The following is an 18,746-nucleotide window of genomic DNA, read 5'->3' on the forward strand; positions in this document are numbered from 1 at the left end:
GGACCGACCCGCTCCCCCTGTGCATTATTTGAATTTCAACGTCACGTCTTGAACTTGCGTACTATTGGTGCTGGAACTACTGCTGGTCGTGGCCCCAGTCGTGCTCGAACTACTGCTCGAGGCTGAACTGGTACTCGTGGCCGAATTAAAGTTAAACTTCTTACCATTCAACGTGACCGTTGTGACTGGTGCGTTTCCGAACTTAAAGGTCACACTCGATGCTGAGCTGGGAATCGTCAGCGTGTGTGTGGTCGATGACGACAACGTCCCTTGCCAAGTCGTAGACCCCCCAACTGAAACGGCAATCCAACTGCTCCCAGTTGCCGACAACTTAACGGTCCGCTTACTTGGCGCGTTCTTCAGTTCCCAAGTCGACCCGGACGACGTTGAGCTCAGTTGCTTAAAGCTCGCCGTTGCGGCCTTCTTTTTCGATGATGACTTCTTCGACGACGACTGGCTACTGGACGAGCTACTGCTGGATGAACTGCTCCCTGAGACGCTCACGGCGCTGCTGTCCACGTTTTGCTTTTCCGTCGAGTGACCACTTTTAGCCGCCGCGACCCAGATGCCAACCAATACTAACAGGACCACAATCACGATCCCGGTAATCGGAATGATCCGCCGCATCTTTAAGTAGCGATCGTCATCCTTGCGTTGCTGTGAACGGGTCTCTGGATTACTTTCGTTGACCTTGTCCGCGTATTCTTGAGTCTGGGTACTTGGTAACGCACTGTCGAACTGTTTAAGGAGTTCGGCACCGTCTAAATCAACCATGTCCGCGTATTGCTTGATGAAGGCCCGCACGTAGAAATCCCCCGGAAGTTCATCGAATTGCTGGTCCTCGATGGCAATCAAGTACCGTTTTTGAATCTTGGTTGCCTGTTGTAAGTCGTCCAACGTGAACCCTTTGGCAATCCGCGCGTCCTTCAGCGTTTTTCCCAGTGTAATTTTGTTGTTCTCGCTCATGTTTAAACTCTCCATTTAATTTCAGTATTCTCTATTGCAGTATAGCATAGGCTTCCCCAGATTTTCAGCGTTAGCGGTCAGAATCCCGGATTTAACGCTTTCTTAACCCTTCGGCAGGATGGTCGCGACGGTTGATTGACTCTGCGCAAAGAACGCCGTGGCGAGTGTTTCCGGGTCCTCGAAGCGTAAGGCCTCCAGGATGGCTAATTCATCGAACAAAGTCGACCCCGCAAATAGCGGCCCTGAATATTGATTGGCGATGGCTTCCGGCGAATTGATAGCGCCAATCAACCGGCCAATCGCTTCCCGTTTGACCAGATCAAACTGAGGTTGAGCGGCTTGTAACTGTTGCGGGACAGCCGCCAAGATGGCCTGCATTTCCGCAACGAACAGCTCCGGTTGGTCGGTATCCGTTGCCAGTTGCCCGAAGTGTGCCCCTCGTTGCGTCACGAAATCGTACCCAAAGCTATCATCAATCACGTTAGCATCGTACAAGCGTAAGTAATTATCACTGGTATCGTTGAACAGCAAATCAAAGGCTAACGAGACAGCCACGTTATACCGCAAGCCTTCACGACCAGTCGGGACGGTATCGTAGCCTCGCAGACCCAAGCTAACCTTAGGCCGAACAACGGTCAATGACTTGGTCGTGTGGGCCACGACCTGATCAGGAGCCGTTTGTGGGCTGGCGATGCGCTTAAGTGGTGTGACTGGAGCAAAAGTCTTGCGGGCCTGATTAGCCTCAATCCACGCTAACGTTTGCTCAGGATCCAAATCCCCCACCACAACTAAATCCATATTGCTGGGGTGATAAAAGGTCTGGTAAGCCGCGTATAGATTATCTGCCGTGATTTTATCGATGGAATCAACCGTCCCGGCAATGTCGATATGCAACGGCTCTTTAGGATAAAGATTACCAATCATCCCGAAATAACTCTGCCAGCCTGGGTCAACATCGTACATTTGAATTTCCTGGCCGATGATGCCCTTTTCCTTGTTGACTGTGGCCGGCGTGAAGTATGGATCCTGCACGAAATCTAACAGGATCTCCAAATTAGCTCGCAGCTGACTCGTGGTCGCAAAGAGGTAACTGGTCTGGGTGAAGCTGGTAAAGGCGTTGGCACTGGCACCGTACTTTCCGAACAGGTCAAACGCATCGTGATCTTGTTTTTCAAAGAGCTTATGTTCCAAAAAGTGGGCAATCCCATCCGGAAAGCGGACCGGTTCAGTCTGGCCACGTGGTACGAAATGGTTATCAACGGAGCCGTAATCGGTCGTCATAATCGCAAAAGTCTTGTGGAACCCCTGCTTAGGTACCAAGACCACCTTCAAGCCGTTGGCTAAAGTGGTCCGGTAAACGGCCTCTCCTAACCGGGCATAGGTTTGTTTAGTCAGCATTATGTGCACCTCCATGTAAGCAGTAGGTCGCTTGCAGCGTGACCTGTTGGGCGACCCGTTGCACGTCGGCTACCGTGACTGCCGCTAAAGCTTGACGCCATTGGTCTAGTGACGTCGTAACCTGCGTCAACTGGGCGTTAAGGCGGCCATTCAACAATCGTTGCGGGCTATCCAGGATGGTCAACCGCGCATTCAACAGACTGGCCTTGACTTCCGCCAGCTGATTGCCCGGAATCTCACCACGCTGTAAGACCGCAACTTGGTCCGCAATGATGGCTAGCACCCGTTGCTGGTTTTCGGCTTGGATTCCCGTTTGCACACTGATGGTTCCCGTATAGGGATTGTAACTGCTGCTGGCGTAGTAAGCTAGACTCGCCTTTTCTCGCACCGTTGTGAACAATAACGAGAGCGGCGTGCCACCGAAGAGGGCGTTAAAGACCACGGTCGCCATGAAGTCCGCGCTGTTGCGGTAAACCGGCACCCGGTAAGCCAAGTTCAACTTAGCTTGCGTGACGGGTGCCCAATCATCACCAGCCTGGACCGTCGTACGGGGTTGCCAGTGATAGTACGGCAGCTCCGCCTGGGTGGACCGTTCGGCTAATGGCCAGGTCGCCAGGGCCGCTTGGGCCCGGTCGGCCGTCACGTCACCAATAATGGCCACGTGAACAGCGTCGTGGGCCAACATGTCGTGGTACGTGGCTAAGATATCCGCAGCCGTCAGTTGGCCTAAAGTCGTGATGTCGCCTAACGCACTCATTGCCTGGGTTGGTTGCCCAGCAAACAACAATTCCTGCAAACGACGGTTAGCCAGATACTGTTTATCGTCGTCTAGCGACTTGATGGCCGTCAACAAGTTTTGGCGTTGCTGAGTGAACGTGGTCGGGTCGAACTGTCCGTGGGGCAATAACGGCTCAAACAAAACTGCCTTTAAAAAGGCCATCCCCCGTTCAAAGAGCGGTGTGGTGTCCGGGTAGTCGGCGAGATACTGCTCATCGACCACCGAGCAGGTCAACCGAACGATGTGTTGGGTGCCCGCCTTCAAGACTGAGATGCCAAGTTGGCGCCGTACATCGCCGAAAGCTATCGGGCCAAAGCCGTTTGGGTGGGATACGCCGCGGTGCTGGTCTCTAAGACCTGGGCCATCAAGGCACGTGCCGTAATCGCTGTGGCTTTCAGCGGCGTCACAAAATCTACCTTGATGCCAATGGTTTTGAATTGTTTCGTGGGTAACAGGTCCAAAGTTACCCCGTTTTGACTGCGTAACTGCACACGCAACTGCCTCCTTAGCTAATTCCTAACGGTGTTTAATGATAAGGGAAGTGCCGGCTAAATACAAGCTAGTCGGCAATCAAAAAACCGGGCTGACCTGCGCCAGAACCCGGTTTGATTTCATCCAATGGTTATTTTTTCAACAACGGCGTATCCACGTTTTGACCAAACCATTTCTCGTTGATTTTGGCCAGTGTGCCGTTAGCCGCTAAGCGTTTAAGGCCCGCATTGATCTTCTTACGCATGGTGGTGTCCCCCTTACGCAATCCAACGGCAAACTGTTCCTTGGGGAAGCTCCCGGTAATGACCTTATAGTCTTCCGGGTGCGCTTGGTGCTTGACGTAGTAGTTGGCGTAGGTACTATCAATCAACAGTCCCTGAATCCGCCCCGCGTTCAAGTCGATAAAGGCATTGGTGAAGGAATCGTATTGAATAACGTTGTGGTCCTTGATCCGGTCCTTCAATAACTTCGGGTGACTTTCAATGTCGTTATATCCCGACGACCCGCTTTGGGCACCTAAGACCTTATTGGTCATGTCCTTAAATGAGTTGATGTGGTCCTTTTTCAGGGTGACCAAGACCTGGTCGTTATTCAAGTAAACGTCCGAAAAGGCCACCTTTTTAGCCCGTTGTGGCGTGATAGAGAACCCGTTCCAAATCAAATCAATGGTTCCGTTGTGCAGTTCGGTGGCGTTCATCGACCAGTCGATGGACTGGAAGTCAACTTTCATGTGGTATAACTTAAAGACCGCTCTGGCCAAATCGATATCGTACCCGACTAGTTTACCGCTCTTCTGGCGAAAGCCCATGGGCACGAACGTGTCGTCCAAGCCGACGACGACCCGCCCCCGCTTTTGCAGCTTGGGCCAAGTATCTTGCGTATTGGCGCGTTGAGTCACGTTACTACAACCAGCTAAGCTCACGCCGAGACCAATCAGAAGACTGACGCCCAAAACCCAGCGCACTAATCGTCGCATGTTCATGACGCATCCCTCCTCTTAAGCCTGTTTGGGTTCAACCCGTAACATCTGATCTGCAATCGTTTCAGCAAAGGGCATGTCATGGGTGACCACGATTTGTGTCATCCCCTGCTGTTTCAAGTTCAAAATAATTTGTTCGACTTCGTGCCGTAAGTCGGGGTCTAACGCCGACGTTGGTTCATCGTAGCACAATAACTTGGGGTGCATCGCGAGTGCCCGCACAATAGCCACCCGTTGCTTTTGGCCCCCGGAGAGTTCGTAAGGATAGAGGTCCGCTTTGCCCCCCAGGTTCAGTCGCTCTAGTAAGGTCTGAGCTTCCTGATTCACGGACTTGATATCCTTTTTCAACATCATGGTGGGCGCTAACGTTACATTTTGTAGGACCGTCAAGTTCGGAAACAGTTGAAAGTCCTGGAAAACGACGCCAATCACGGCATCGTTATCACGGTTAGTGGCGGGATCGAACGCTTGACCATCAAGGAAGAATTTTCCGCCATCAACAGGGGTCAATCCACTAATACACCGTAACAAGGTGGTTTTCCCGGCCCCGGAAGGCCCGACGATGGTTAAGATCTGACCGTCAGCTACAGTCAAATCAACGCCGTCCAAGATGACCTTGCCATCAAACTTCTTGGTAATTTGTTTCAGCTCTAACATCTTGTTCCCTTCCTTTCGTTAACGCCAGTAACTATAGTGTTTCTCCAACCGCCGTAAGACCAACGTGCAAACAGCCGTCAACAGTAAGTAGATAATGGCCACGAGTACCATCGGCAAAAGCGTCACGTCCCGGGCCATGGCCACGTTACCAGCCCGCAAAAGGTCACCCAACCCGATAACGTAAACTAAAGACGAATCCTTAACCAGGTTGATGACTTCGTTCCCAATGGAAGGTAACACAATCTTGACCACTTGCGGAATCACGATTTTGCGTAGCGTTTGCCAGTTAGTCAACCGCAAGACCCGCGCACTTTCATACTGGCCCACGGGGATGGCTTGCAAACCGCCCCGAAAGATTTCCGCGAAGTACGCCGTGTAGTTGAGGATAAAGGCGAAAAGCGCCGCTTCGTAGCGGGGAAAAACGATGCCGATAATCGGTAACCCGTAAAAAACGAAAATCAATTGCAACAGTAACGGGGTTCCCCGCATCAACCAGACGTACAGGTTGATGATCCAGGTCAACGGTTTAAACTTGGTCAGCATCCCTAACCCAATCAGAATCCCGAGGGGAATGGAAATAATAATGGTCCAAAAGAATATCGATAACGTCATTCCCGTTCCGGAAATCAATGACGGTAAAATTTCGCTAACGTAGTGCATTTTGACTCCTCCTTCTCAACTAAAAAACGTCCACTTGGAACTTAATCCAAGAGGACGTTTGACCGCGGTGCCACCTCAATTTTCGACGGGCTCACGCCACGCCGACTCAGGGAGTTCCCCGCAACTTTACCATTAAAAAACGTCCCCTCAGACCCGTAGGCCTAAGAGGACGATCACATCGTGGTTCCACCCCTGTTCGTTAAACCATCACTGGTTTAACCTCAGTGAGTTGCAAGCAACTCCAGCGATAACGGGCTAACCCGAATCATCCTACTCAAATTCAGACGACCAACTCACAGATGTGCTTCGCGTAACTGTCGACACCCTTTTCCATCATCCGGGCTTTCTAATGTCCGCACAGCCAGCTACTCTTCTGCTCAATGTTTTACTTCATTGACAACATACTACGATTTTTTGGCGCAACCGTCAACCCCATATTGAAAAAAGGTATCCGGGAATTTAGCCACGGTGGAACCAACTGCTGACGCGGTGCCAGAAGCCAGGTTGACCCTGATCCTCGATTTTCATCAACGGTACAGTCTCGCCTTCCATTCGCCGGGCGACGTTGCGGTAACCTTGCGAAGCGGGGTTATCCGTGTTCATCACGATGGGTTCCCCTTGATTCGAGGTGGTAATGACCGCATCATCGTCAAAAATGATACCTAATAGTTCAATCCCCAGATGGTGCGTAATCTCATCGATATCCATCATGGTACCGTCCTGCATCATATTACGGCGAATCCGGTTGATCAATAATCGCGGGGCTTCCGTCAATGGGTGCTGCTCCAACAGGCCCACAACTCGGTCCGCATCACGCACGGCAGAGATTTCCGGCGTCGTCACGACGATGGCCGCATCGGCCCCCGCCACGGCGTTCATGAAACCTTGTTCGATTCCCGCTGGGCAGTCGATTAAGACATAGTCGTATTCCGGTTTCAGCTCATCGACGATGGCTTTGACCTGTTCTGGTTTTAACGCCGTTTTGTCCGTGTTTTGGGCGGCTGGCAACAGGTATAGCTTGTCGTCGAACCGTTTGTCTTTGACCAACGCCTGCGGTAACTTGGCGCGACCCTCGGCCACATCCACGATGTCGTAGATAATCCGGTTATCTAGCCCCAACACGACGTCTAAATTCCGTAATCCAATATCTAAATCCATCAAGCAGACCCGCTTGCCCATCAAGGCCAGGGCGGTTCCAATATTGGCACTGGTCGTAGTCTTACCAACGCCGCCCTTACCAGAGGTGATCACAATTGCTTTACCCATTCTAAATTCCTCCGATCTGGTTATAGAGCTTCGGGTTAATCTTTTTCAGTTGATCTAATTGCCCGTAAGACAGCACGTGTAAGTCATTGACGTACGCAATCGTCTGGTTGGAAGCCGCTAATTCGTTTGCTTCCACGATGTCGAATTGCTCCGCGATGCGCACTTGTTGTGCCGTCTGCAGGTTCCCCATGATCAACTTGGTTTCATCCTCGGGATAACCCGCTTGTAAAATACCGTTCACGTTGCCCATCGAGAAAATATTCCCCGTAGTGCAGAGTTTCCCACCCTCATGGATGGTCCCCAAAAAAAGAACGTCGCCTTGCATTTCCACGTCTTGACCGTTACGAATGACCTTACTCAATAAGTGAACGTTGTCGCGTTCCTTGAGTTGTAGGGCATCCGCGATAGTCATGACGTTGGCCGTCATTTTGTGAATCTCAAAACGCGGGTATTGGCTCACCAAATGCTCGATCCGTTGCTTTTCTTCGGCCGTTAGAATCCGGTCCTCCGTGAGGACGTCTAACGAGATTTTGCCCGCATCGGCTTTGGGGTCCACCCTTAAATTCTCCAACAATGTTTTCAAATCAATCATCACTTGGTCCAGACCTGCAGACTGTTTAATGACCAAGTCATAACCGTTTTGTGTTCCACGTAATACGGCAGCTTGCATAGCGTTCGTTCCCTTCAACCTATTTTAACCAATTATACACCCAACGAATGGGGAAATATAAAACAACAAACAGGGCGAGATTTAGAGCCAACGTCGGGCCTAACGTGTTTACTAAGAAAGCACTGCCGGCCATACTGGTCAAATGTACCATCCGACTTGCCAGATAGCTCAGCGCTTCAATGACCGTAATGTCAATAAAGTAAATCAACAAGCCGCTTAAAAAGTTGGGACTAATGTAACCCATGACCTGGCGAGTCAAATAGACCACCAGGGGAAAGATAAAGACGTAAACCCCAAAAATTCCTGTGTAGTAGAGGTCAAATACCGCACCGGCGATTGCCCCCCAACGAGCAATCGGAATCTCGTAACGGTCCTCAAACAAAACTGCACAAATCAACCACAAGACGACCAGGTGACTGACCATGGTCGCCGTAGGCTGAAAGAGTTGTGCGCCAAAGATTTGGCTAATCGACCCGTCCAGAAACAACATGAGGATTAACCCAATGGGAAACCCGAACCGTAATTTAGATAATCGATACACGTTCGATCCCCCCTACTGTTTCGTTACGGCAACCGTCACGATGTTCAATTCACTCAAATCCGTGGCTGGCGTAATGTGTAACTTCGTCGATAACCCGTAATCGTCACCACTAGCTTTGGCAACCTTACCTACGTATAAGCCCTTTGGCGTAACGCCGCCTAAACCACTGGTCACAACTTTATCACCCTTACTAATCTTGGCTTTGGTAGTCAAGTTGTTCATGGTGATTTCGCCGGTATCCGCGTTATAACCACTCAAGACTCCGTTGACGGTCTTGCCCGACTTGGTGGTAATGGATACCGCGAACCGGTTAGCCGAATCATTATTGTCCGTGATCAGTTCCACCTTGGAATTGGTCTTATTCACTTCGGAGATTCGCCCCACTAAGCCAGAACCAGACATAACGGGCATGTTTTTAACAACACCCGCCGAAGATCCCTTGTTGATGATGACTTGGTTCTGCCAAGATGAAGGCGTCCGCGTGATGACCGCCGCCGAAATGGCGGAGTAATCAGTCAACGAATCATTCAGCTTAATCTGCTTCTTCAACTGTTTGTTTTCTTTAGCCAGAGTTTGGTCGCGGACCTTCGTCTGGGCCAGCTCACTCACCTGTTTTTTGAGCTGTTGGTTTTCCTGATAGGTGTTCAAAAGCTCCGACACAGCACTCACAGAACCACGTAGACCGTTCGCTGGTAAGGCGACTACCCGGTCAGCTAAACCAACAATATCATTACCAAACTGTTGCACGAGTGGCGGGGTGGCTTTCTTGTTACGAACCGCTACAGATACCGTCATCAAGGCAAAAGCAACAATCACGCAGACGATCACAATGACCAGCCGGCGATTGAAAGAAAATTTTTGCATGTTTGACCTCCATCTTGTTTATCCGGCTAACGGCGAGGTGTTAGCTGGTAACAATAAAGAAGCGGGAAGCCGCCTTCCCGCTAGTCCCTATTTTTTCTTCATGACATCGATACTCTTTAAGGACTCACCGGTACCGGAAGCCACGCAATCCAACGGATCATTGGCGATGGAGACGGGAACCTTAGTTGCTTCCGCAATCACTTCTGATAAGTTTTTCAGCAGTGCACCGCCACCCGTCAAGACGATTCCGTGGTCGATCACGTCAGCCGCAATTTCGGGCGACGTTTCTTCCAAGGTCTCGCGGATAGCCGTAATCACGCTTTGAACGGGTTCTTGGATGGCCTTCGCCACATCGGTCGCCGAAACTTCGACACCCTTAGGCAAGCCCGTCACGAGGTCCCGGCCCCGAATCGTGGCCCCCTCGATTTTGGCTGCATCCTCAACGGAAGCTGACCCAATATCCATCTTTAACTTTTCAGCCGTCCGTTCCCCAATCAAGAGATTGAAGTTCGTCCGGACGTACGTCGCAATCGCGTCATCCAATTTGTCACCAGCAACCCGAATCGAGCGGCTGGACACGATGCCGCCCAATGAAATCGTGGCCACGTCGGTGGTTCCACCACCCATATCGACCACCATGCTCCCGGTCGGGTCCATCACGGGGAGACCCGCACCAATCGCGGCAGCGAATGGTTCTTCAATCACGTATGCGTCACGTGCACCCGCAACCCGGGTCGCATCGATGACGGCCCGCTTTTCAACTTCAGTCACACCACTTGGAACGCAGACCATCACGTATGGCTTCCCACTGGAGCGCCCTACTGTTTTTTCGATGAAGTATTTCATCATGGCGACCGTGGTATCGTAATCCGCAATGACCCCATCTTTCATGGGCCGAATGGCCACAATGCTAGCCGGCGTCCGACCAATCATTGCCCGTGCATCTTCACCAACGGACACAATTTCCCCCGTCTTTGTGTTCTTGGCGACAACGGAAGGTTCGCGTAGAACGATTCCCTTACCGTCAACGTAGACAATCGTATTGGCGGTACCCAAATCGATTCCAATATTTTTCGTTCCTAATCCGAACACTGTGTTTCATCCCTTCATTGTCAACAAAATTATTTATGTTTTTTGTCTTAGTCATTGATAGACGTATTATAACATACCTATCTGCGTGAAAACACGTCGTCACCGATAAGAATACCGAACTTTTAGGGAGAAAGGAACACTTACCGATGATTTTAATTAGATTTTAAGACTTCCACGCCCAATTCCCGGTATACGGGGCTTAACGGCCCTTAGAATTGGCATCAGCAGGGTCATCGTCTTTGAAATAATGCCGAACCTCCGAGATAAAATATAACGATCCCGTTAACAACAACAGGTCTTCAGCCGACATCTGCCGTAACGCTTGCTGCAATGCGGTTGGCCAGTCCTTAGCCATACTGATACGGTCATGTGTTGTCACCACGTCTTCTAGTTCACTCGGTGTTGCCACTACCCGGTTGGCCGGTCCGTTGAACTGGGTCACAATCAAATGGACGTTGGGAAGTGTCAGTAGCGTGTGCACCATCTTAGTGTACTGTTTATCGGCTAAAACGGCGAGGATGATGTACACCTCGTTGGTCGCAAAGTGGCGGTGTAAGAGCTGGGCCAACTCAACCATCGCCGGTTCGTTATGCGCGCCGTCAATTGCAATCAATGGTTGAGTCGTTAACCGTTCGAACCGCCCCGGCCAAGCCGTATGGGCTAACCCCCGCCGAATCGTCGCCGCAACGACCTGACCGTGTTGCAACTGCTGAAACTGGATAAAGGCGGTCAACGCTGTAGCGGCATTATCGATCTGGTACTGCCCCAGTAGATCAATCTGCAGGCGCTGATACTGGAAGGCTTGATACTGATACGTGAACCGTTCGCCCCACTGGTCTTCTGGCTGATTAGTGACGTCGAAGTCACGGCCCAACGCTACGACCTGTGTCTGCTTAGTTTGTGCCGTCTGGTCCATCACGGCCAAAGCGTCCGGTGACAGCCGGCCACAAACTACTGGTACCTGCGCCTTGATGATACCGGCCTTTTGGTGGGCGATTTCGGGAATCGTGTCCCCTAGAATCCGCATGTGGTCCAGCCCAATGGTCGTAATCACCGAGATTGCCGGGGTGATGATGTTGGTGGAATCGTAGAGGCCGCCTAAGCCCACTTCGACCACCACCACGTCGACCGGATGAGCGGCAAAGTAACAAAACATCAGTGCCGTGTCGATTTCAAATTCGGTCGGGCCCTTAGTGTCGAGTTCGGCATCCAGTTGGGCGACTACCGGTTGGACCCGGTTGACCAACTGGATCAACTCATCGTCGCCGATAGGCTGGCCGTCCGTACTGATGCGCTCGTTGAACCGGGTGATAAAAGGCGACGTAAAAGTCCCGACCGTTTGCCCATCCGCCATTAAAAGGTCCCGCAAAAACGCCACTGTCGACCCTTTCCCGTTGGTCCCCGCTACGTGAATCATGGTTAACTTATCTTGCGGATTGCCCAGCAACGCCATAAAATGCCGCATCCGGTCCAAGGTCGGTGCCTTTTTAAATTGGTCGCGGCCATGAATAAAATTCAATGCTTCGGTATACGTTGTGATCAAAAAATACCACTCTCCCGCTAAATTCTCTGTCTCTTACTGTACCAAATTTTGACCCAAACCGTTAGGTCCAAAAAGCGTGTGCCGGCAGTTTTGTCGGCACACGCTTTAACTCATCATTCATTTAAATGGCGCTCAACCGCGCGACAGCGCTGACCAGCTACTATCGCCCGACCAATTGGGAACCTTAAAGGCCCCTTAATGGCTTAAAGTTGGGCTTTGATTTCCGCTAAGCGGTCCTGCGTTGCGGCCAACTTCTTTTGGTTGTCCGTCTGCTTTTCCCGTTCGGCGTTAACCACGTCTTCAGGAGCGTTGGCCACGAAGCGGTCGTTGCCTAACTTCTTCGTCGCCCGCTCTACTTCGGCAGTATACTTAACCGCTTCCTTAGTCAATCGCGCGGCTTCATCGTTTAAGTCTACCAGTTCAGCTAACGGTACCGAGATTTCGGCTGAAGTGATGACCGCCGTCATGGCTAACTTCGGTGCGACTAGATCTGCGCCGATTTCCAAGTTCTTCGGGTGTACGAACCGGTCGATATACTCGCGGTTGGTCTCAAAGACGGTCTGGAGTTTAGTATCGTCGGTCTTGATCTGTAAGTCGATTGGCGTGGACATTGGTGCATTGGCCTCAGCTCGAATGTTCCGGACCGCTTTGATCAAGTCAATCAGACTGGTCATGTCGCTTTCAGCTGTGGCGTTGTCGAATTCTGGATGGTCGACTGGATAAGCCGCCGTGACTAACGATTGGCCGTCATGGGGCATCGCTTGCCAGATGGCTTCCGTGACGAACGGCATAATCGGTTGCAAGAGCCGTAACGTTTGGTCCAAGACGTAGGCTAATAAGTCCTGCTTATCTGCCTTGGCCGCCTCGTCGTCACCCGTCAAGACTTGCTTACTCATTTCGATGTACCAGTCACAAAAGTCGTTCCAGATGAAGTTGTACAAGGCTCGTCCGGCTTCACCGAAGTCGAACTTGTCGAACATGGTCGTAACGTGCTTGACCGTGGCATTTAAGCGGCTCAAGATCCACTTGTCGGTCAAATCCCACTTCTCTGCCGCGGGAACGACAGGCTTGGTCTGGTCACCCAAGTTCATGATGACGAACCGACTGGCGTTCCAAATCTTATTGATAAAGTTCCAAGCCGCGTCCATCTTCTTGTAGCTGAACCGGACGTCTTGCCCCGCCGTCAACCCCGTTGAGAGGAACCAGCGCAAAGCATCGGCCCCGTACTTGTCGATAACGTCCATCGGGTCAATCCCATTCCCCAGGGATTTGCTCATCTTGCGACCCTCTTCGTCACGAATCAACCCGTGTAACAGCACGTGTTTAAACGGCCGTTCGCCAGTAAATTCAAGACTTTGGAAAATCATCCGGGAAACCCAGAAGAAGATGATGTCGTAACCGGTCACTAACGTATTGGTTGGGAAGTAGCGCTTGAAATCAGCACTGTCTTCATCCGGCCACCCCAACGTTGAGAACGGCCACAAGGCACTGGAGAACCAGGTGTCCAAGACGTCGGGATCGCGATCCCAATTTTCCGGATCTTTCGGGGCCGTTTCGCCCACGTAGATTTCACCGGTCTGCTTGTGGTACCAAGCTGGAATCTGGTGCCCCCACCAAAGTTGCCGAGAGATGACCCAATCATGGGCATTTTCCATCCACTGTGTGAAGGTGTGTTCGAACCGTTTCGGCACGAAGTCCACGGCCCCATCACTCTGTTGGTTCTTCAACGCTTTTTGCGCCAGTGGTTGCATCTTCACGAACCATTGGGTGGATAAGCGGGCTTCGACTTGGACCCCGGTCCGTTCGGAATGACCGACGGAATGAACGATTGGTTTGACCTGCAACAGTAAACCTTGTTCATCCAAATCCGCGACCATGGCCTTACGCGCTTCAAAGCGGTCCATGCCGTTGTACTTACCGGCCTTCTCGTTCATGGTGGCGTCTTCGTTCATGGTGTTGATCCGTTCCAAATTATGGCGATTCCCAACCTGGAAGTCATTCGGGTCGTGGGCCGGCGTAATCTTCACCATCCCGGTCCCGAAGTCGGGGTCGACGTATTGGTCCGCAATGATCGGAATCTCGCGGTCAGCTAACGGCAAAACAACCTTGGTCCCCACCAGTTCCTTGTAGCGCTCATCACTCGGGTTGACGGCCACGGCGGTGTCTCCCATCATGGTTTCAGGCCGCGTGGTCGCAATCTCAATGTAGTGGTTACCGTTAAAGGTTTGGTTAGGATCCACGAACGGGTACTTAACGTGGTAAAAGGCACCCTTGTCGTCCTTGTGAATCACTTCGATGTCGGACAACGCCGTCCGGGCTTGCGGATCCCAGTTGATGATGTATTCGCCCCGATAGATCAAGCCCTGCTTGTACAGTGAGACGAAGACCCGCTTAACAGCATCCGATAGCCCGTCGTCCAAAGTAAACCGTTCACGTGAATAGTCTAATGATAAGCCCATCTTGGCCCATTGCTGGTGAATCGTGTCCGCGTATTCGTCTTTCCATTCCCAGACCTTTTTAATGAAGGCTTCGCGACCTAAGTTGTACCGGGAAATGCCCTGCTCGCGGAGCTTAGCTTCCACCTTGGCTTGCGTCGCGATACCGGCATGGTCCATCCCCGGTAACCAGAGCGTATCGTACCCTTGCATCCGTTTTTGCCGGATCAACATGTCTTGTAACGTGGTGTCCCAAGCGTGTCCTAAATGTAGTTTCCCGGTGACGTTCGGTGGGGGTAACACGATTGAATACGGTTTTGCTTGTGGGTCCCCACTGGGTTTGAAGACGTCTTCGTCCAACCAAGTCTGGTACCGGCCCGCTTCCACGGCGGTCGGATCATACTTCGTGGGCATGTCTACTGTTTTATCTGCCATACCTCTCATTTCCTTTCTCTTTACCGGTCACAATGGTACAAAAAAACTTCGTCCTAATTCAAAATTAGGACGAAGTCATTCGCGGTACCACCTAAATTGGGTAATTGCTACCCCACTTATCTTCGTTGTTAACGGAGTGTGCTCCGGTACCGACTTACGTTTAATTTCAGTCGATCAGCTCACAAGTTACTTTCACCCGCCACGGTCGGCCACTTTCCAGCTCTCGTGACTCTCTGTCTCGACCGTAACGACTTACTCGCTTGCTCACAGCTATTTACTCTGTAGTTTACCCAATTTTAAGCTAAGCGTCAACACGTGGCACTAACTTTTCCAAAGCCGCCAGAGCCGCTAAGTAGTTGGGTTCTTCGGACTGTTCCGTCACAACCTGTCGATAAGTGATTTTCCCCGTGGCATCAATAATCCAGATAGAACGGGCTAGATTGCCGGCGTTTGGGATATACAACCCAGTCTCATACCCGAAGGACAACCCCTCGTCTGACAATAAGTCTACGTTGGTGACCCCTTCAGCTGCACACCAACCCGTTTGTTCGGCCACGGAATTATTCGATACCGTGTAAAACTTGGCTGCCGGATAGTGGTCCGCCTGTTGCGTAAATTTACGCGTCTGCAACGTGCAGACCGGGGTATCCAGATCCGGAACGACGCTGATCAAGCTCACTTGCCCAATCAGATTTGCCGTCTTCACCTTATTATTCTGTTGATCAAACAGCTTGAATTTAGGTAATTGGGTTCCCACTTCAGGGAGCTCGCCCGCTAAGGCCATCTTCTTACCGAGTCTTGTGACATCCACACAGATCACTCCTTAATATTTAGCCAGGTCAAAAAACTAGCTATTAGGTTAATTATGGCGCAGTCGCCCCCTAAAAAACAAGTAATTTGCCGGATAAGTTCGGGGGAACTAGCCTGGCATCTTCCCACTCAACTTGATGGCTTCGATCATAATCTGTGCACCGGTGACTAACGCCTGGTGGTCGAAGGTCATCCCCGGCACGTGCAGGCCGGGTGTCAGGTCACAGCCTAACCCCAACATCGTACTCTCTTTAGCCAAGCCATCGTAAGCGTAAAAGTGAAAATCATCACCGCCCTGCGTGGGCACTGGTGCCACCAATCCAGCCGTTCCCAACACGGTGGTAACGGCTTGGCTCATCGCCGCTACGGCCGGCTTGCTGGGGATTGCTGCGGGCGATAAGTCGTTTTCGTCTACTTGGATGTCGATCCCGTCAACGGCTACCGCCCGCATGGCCGTAAACGCCTGGTCCTGCAACTGATCCATCGACTCGTTGGTCCGGGCCCGCAAGTCAACGGCGAAGGTTCCCCTGTCGGGCACAATGTTCGACGACTCGCCGGCCTGAAACATGGTCGTAGTGATCGAGTAGGGCGTGGTCGTGGCCAACTTCAATTGCTTGAACCGTTCATTCAAGGTACTGAAAGCATCAATCACGTTGGCTCCTAACCAGGGTCGTCCAGCGTGGGCCGTTCGCCCCGTGATGGTCACCCAGTAGGTCCGCGTGGCAATATCTGGGAGCAAGGCTTCGGCCTGACCTAACGCGAGTTCACTTTGGGGGCAGACGTGCAACCCATATAACACGTCTAGCGGCGGTACTAAACCACTTTGAATCACCTTTTCGGCGCCAGTCACAGTCTCTTCAGCCGGCTGGAAAATAAGTTTCAACGTTCCTGGTAGTTCTGCTTCGTGGGTCTTAAAGTAGGCCGCAACCGCTAAAACAATGGCCATGTGCGCGTTGTGCCCACAAGAATGAAGGACTTGTGGTCGGCCTTGATAGACCTGTTTTAAAGCGTCGATGTCAGCCCGCATCCCCATCACGAACCGGTGGCCGGGATTTAACGTGGCCACCAAGCCCGTCATGTGCGCAAACTTCTGATACGCCACACCCAATTCGTCTAAACGCTGCGCCAAATAAGCCGTCGTTTGAACTTCATTGAAGGCCGTTTCGGCTCGGCTGGCAAGTTCATCAAAATCGGTTTGTAACTGTTGTGCATCTACCGTAATCGTTTGTGTGTCCATAATCATTCCCCCATTACTTACTGGTCTTATAAGCCGTCTTCAACGTGATGCCTTGCGCCGCCGCGTAGGTGACGCCTTTGAGTTGCGGGCTATTCAAGCGGGTGACTTGTCCTTGATTCAGGACCGCCACAGCCTGGTCACGCATCGCAATCTGGTTAGCTTGTTTGAAATCGGCGTACCGTTTTTGGGCGTTATCGGCGTCCACCCCGTTCGCTCGGGTGTAAGCCTGGTCAAATTTGGCATTGGAATAGTTTCCCGCGTTATTGTAATTATCAGTGTTGAGTAGCTGGAAGAACTCGGTCAATTCCGGATAAGAGGTAATCCAATTACTAAAGCCGAGGTCATAGCCTTGTTTTTTCTGCATGGTCGTGATGGCTTGGACCTTGGGCTGCACGTTGACCTTGAGACTGAGGCCCTTTAAGTATTTTTCCGTATTGGCCTGGACATACTCGGCGGTATTTTTGAAGGTGTCCACGTCGTAGCAGACCAGCGTCAAATTCAATTTTTTCAGTCCTAATTGACGCATCCCCTTGGCCCAATACTTCTTAGCCAATTGCGGATCATAGGCAACGGCGGACTTAACGGTGGAATCTAAAGCGAAGTCCTTGCCCGTTTGTGGATTCTTCGCGATATCTTCCGGTGCCATCCCGTAAGGCACCTTGGCGCCATTTTCAACACGTTAGCCGTCAAGGTCTTCCGGTCGATGGCTAACGAGATTGCCCGGCGAATGTTACGGTTACGCATCGCCTTGTGGGCAAAGTTATACGCTAAGTAGTCGGTCTCACCACTTGGGTAACTCAAGTAGCCTGGTTGAGATTTTTCTTGAGCGGCCTGTTGTCCGGATAATGTGATGTTGTCTAACTTCTTAGATTGATATAACGCCAACGCGGTCTGCGGTGACTTAGCCACCTGAAACTTCACGGTCGTCAGCTTGACGTTCTTGTGATCCCAGTAATTAGGATTTTTCTTGAGCGTCCAACTCGACGAAGCCGCCGTCCAATTTTGTACGGTAAACGGTCCGTCATAGACCGTCTTCTTGGCGGAAGTCCCGTAAGCTTGACCGTACTTGGTCACGACCTTTTCGTTTAGCGGTAAGAAAGGCACCGACGCAACTAAGTATTTGAAATACGGCGTTGGTTGCGTCAATTGAACTTTCAGCGTCGTGGCGTTTACGGCCGTCACCCCGAGTTTCGTCGCTGCCATTTTCCCCGCTTCAATTGCCTTGGCATTTTTAATCGGTAAAAATTGGTAGGCATTGGCCGCTTTGGTCTTCGGCGTCACCGCCCGTTGCCAAGCCGGGTTCGACCGTGGTGCTGTCCTTCATCCGGTACAGGCCCTCTTGAGCGTTGTTGACCGTTTCTTGGGCCCCAATGTCCGTAATCATGGTCGAATCTAACGACGAGATGTCGACCGGTTCCATGATGGTCGCCGTCTGTTGCGGACTGGCATCGGCCGCTTGACCACAACCCGCTAACGCTAAACCACTGCCGATAATAACTGTAAAACTGGTGAAACGTTTCAATAATTTTTGCATATGAAGTCCTCCTCAACACCTGAGCTATCCCGAGCATCACGCGATTGAGCAACGCCCAATCAGGCGCCACACCTAAACAAATTGCCGCTGGCTCATATGCCGATGATGTCGCTGCAGCTCCGTTACCGTATTCGTTGAATGACGCATCATCAATTGAAACATTTCGATCAGCTTCCTTTCTGTATAAAAAAATCCCCGCAAAGAAAATTCTTTGCGAGGACGACCGATATCGTGGTTCCACCTCTGATTTATAACGGCTTCACAACCGTTACCTCAGTAAGTTTAAGTAAACTTGGCTCGATTAACGGCGAGCGCCGGCCCCTCCTAATTAGCGTGACCCGTTCAGGTGGACTGCTAGTAGCTGTGTTTCAATTCAGGTTCGCCCTTTC

The 18,746-nt window shown here is 51.4% G+C and carries 17 protein-coding genes, 1 pseudogene and 2 other annotated features; all 18 genes and pseudogenes read right to left on the reverse strand.

The genetic code is table 11. From position 1 onward, the window contains the following. Positions 1 to 24 precede the first annotated feature (24 nt). The 18 genes and pseudogenes from H3M12_RS10795 to H3M12_RS10880 all read right to left on the reverse strand — a co-directional run bounded on the left by H3M12_RS10795 (position 25) and on the right by H3M12_RS10880 (position 18,357). The gene (locus tag H3M12_RS10795; RefSeq protein ID WP_129031277.1) at positions 25 to 966 is read right to left on the reverse strand and encodes a helix-turn-helix domain-containing protein; all 942 of its coding nucleotides are present in this window, start codon (positions 964 to 966) and stop codon (positions 25 to 27) included. A gap of 102 nt (positions 967 to 1,068) precedes the next feature. Further along, positions 1,069 to 2,361 (reverse strand): EF-P 5-aminopentanol modification-associated protein YfmH, encoded by a 1,293-nt coding sequence (yfmH, locus tag H3M12_RS10800; RefSeq protein ID WP_404819999.1) that lies wholly within the window; start codon positions 2,359 to 2,361, stop codon positions 1,069 to 1,071. Continuing rightward, positions 2,354 to 3,406, reverse strand: coding sequence for an EF-P 5-aminopentanol modification-associated protein YfmF (yfmF, locus tag H3M12_RS10805; protein ID WP_233449179.1), 1,053 nt, complete (start codon positions 3,404 to 3,406; stop codon positions 2,354 to 2,356). Before yfmF ends, yfmH begins: the two co-directional genes overlap by 8 nt. Before the next feature lie 38 nt (positions 3,407 to 3,444). Continuing rightward, on the reverse strand, positions 3,445 to 3,633 hold the full coding sequence (locus tag H3M12_RS12940) for a hypothetical protein (protein WP_233449180.1): 189 nt from the start codon (positions 3,631 to 3,633) through the stop codon (positions 3,445 to 3,447). A 131-nt stretch (positions 3,634 to 3,764) separates the two neighbouring features. Then, complete coding sequence (locus H3M12_RS10810; RefSeq protein ID WP_129031414.1) at positions 3,765 to 4,610, reverse strand: amino acid ABC transporter substrate-binding protein; 846 nt, start codon at positions 4,608 to 4,610, stop codon at positions 3,765 to 3,767. 21 nt (positions 4,611 to 4,631) lie between these two features. Continuing rightward, entirely contained in the window at positions 4,632 to 5,270 is a 639-nt protein-coding gene (locus tag H3M12_RS10815; protein WP_129031279.1) for an amino acid ABC transporter ATP-binding protein, read from the reverse strand. Positions 5,271 to 5,288: 18 nt separating this feature from the next. Continuing rightward, positions 5,289 to 5,930 (reverse strand): amino acid ABC transporter permease, encoded by a 642-nt coding sequence (locus H3M12_RS10820; RefSeq protein ID WP_129031280.1) that lies wholly within the window; start codon positions 5,928 to 5,930, stop codon positions 5,289 to 5,291. A 162-nt stretch (positions 5,931 to 6,092) separates the two neighbouring features. Continuing rightward, positions 6,093 to 6,320: a binding site (T-box leader), on the reverse strand. A 69-nt stretch (positions 6,321 to 6,389) separates the two neighbouring features. Further along, positions 6,390 to 7,196 carry a septum site-determining protein MinD gene (minD, locus tag H3M12_RS10825; protein ID WP_129031281.1) on the reverse strand — a complete coding sequence of 269 codons (807 nt, stop codon included), beginning with the start codon at positions 7,194 to 7,196 and terminating at the stop codon, positions 6,390 to 6,392. A gap of 1 nt (position 7,197) precedes the next feature. Continuing rightward, positions 7,198 to 7,866 (reverse strand): septum site-determining protein MinC, encoded by a 669-nt coding sequence (locus H3M12_RS10830; RefSeq protein WP_129031282.1) that lies wholly within the window; start codon positions 7,864 to 7,866, stop codon positions 7,198 to 7,200. Between the two features lie 19 nt (positions 7,867 to 7,885). Then, complete coding sequence (gene mreD / locus H3M12_RS10835; RefSeq protein ID WP_129031283.1) at positions 7,886 to 8,407, reverse strand: rod shape-determining protein MreD; 522 nt, start codon at positions 8,405 to 8,407, stop codon at positions 7,886 to 7,888. Between the two features lie 12 nt (positions 8,408 to 8,419). Further along, entirely contained in the window at positions 8,420 to 9,271 is an 852-nt protein-coding gene (mreC, locus tag H3M12_RS10840; protein ID WP_129031284.1) for a rod shape-determining protein MreC, read from the reverse strand. A gap of 87 nt (positions 9,272 to 9,358) precedes the next feature. Beyond that, entirely contained in the window at positions 9,359 to 10,363 is a 1,005-nt protein-coding gene (locus H3M12_RS10845) for a rod shape-determining protein (protein WP_129031285.1), read from the reverse strand. A 199-nt stretch (positions 10,364 to 10,562) separates the two neighbouring features. Then, positions 10,563 to 11,906 (reverse strand): bifunctional folylpolyglutamate synthase/dihydrofolate synthase, encoded by a 1,344-nt coding sequence (locus tag H3M12_RS10850; protein ID WP_182150716.1) that lies wholly within the window; start codon positions 11,904 to 11,906, stop codon positions 10,563 to 10,565. Between the two features lie 203 nt (positions 11,907 to 12,109). Further along, positions 12,110 to 14,776 (reverse strand): valine--tRNA ligase, encoded by a 2,667-nt coding sequence (locus H3M12_RS10855; RefSeq protein ID WP_182150717.1) that lies wholly within the window; start codon positions 14,774 to 14,776, stop codon positions 12,110 to 12,112. 62 nt (positions 14,777 to 14,838) lie between these two features. Beyond that, positions 14,839 to 15,053: a binding site (T-box leader), on the reverse strand. Between the two features lie 24 nt (positions 15,054 to 15,077). Next, positions 15,078 to 15,587 carry a thiol peroxidase gene (locus tag H3M12_RS10860; protein WP_129031288.1) on the reverse strand — a complete coding sequence of 170 codons (510 nt, stop codon included), beginning with the start codon at positions 15,585 to 15,587 and terminating at the stop codon, positions 15,078 to 15,080. A gap of 108 nt (positions 15,588 to 15,695) precedes the next feature. After that, a complete protein-coding gene (locus H3M12_RS10865; protein WP_170954920.1) occupies positions 15,696 to 16,823 on the reverse strand; it encodes an amidohydrolase in 1,128 nt (375 codons plus the stop codon). 13 nt (positions 16,824 to 16,836) lie between these two features. Next, positions 16,837 to 18,104, reverse strand: a pseudogene (locus tag H3M12_RS13145) (peptide ABC transporter substrate-binding protein). Next, positions 18,055 to 18,357, reverse strand: a complete 303-nt coding sequence (locus H3M12_RS10880) for a hypothetical protein (RefSeq protein WP_182150720.1) — start codon at positions 18,355 to 18,357, stop codon at positions 18,055 to 18,057. The pseudogene H3M12_RS13145 and the gene H3M12_RS10880 overlap by 50 nt, the downstream one beginning before the upstream one ends. Between the last annotated feature and the right edge of the window lie 389 nt (positions 18,358 to 18,746).

Origin of the sequence: Levilactobacillus suantsaii, from assembly GCF_014069315.1 — a bacterium.
In the GTDB taxonomy this organism is placed as follows: domain Bacteria; phylum Bacillota; class Bacilli; order Lactobacillales; family Lactobacillaceae; genus Levilactobacillus; species Levilactobacillus suantsaii.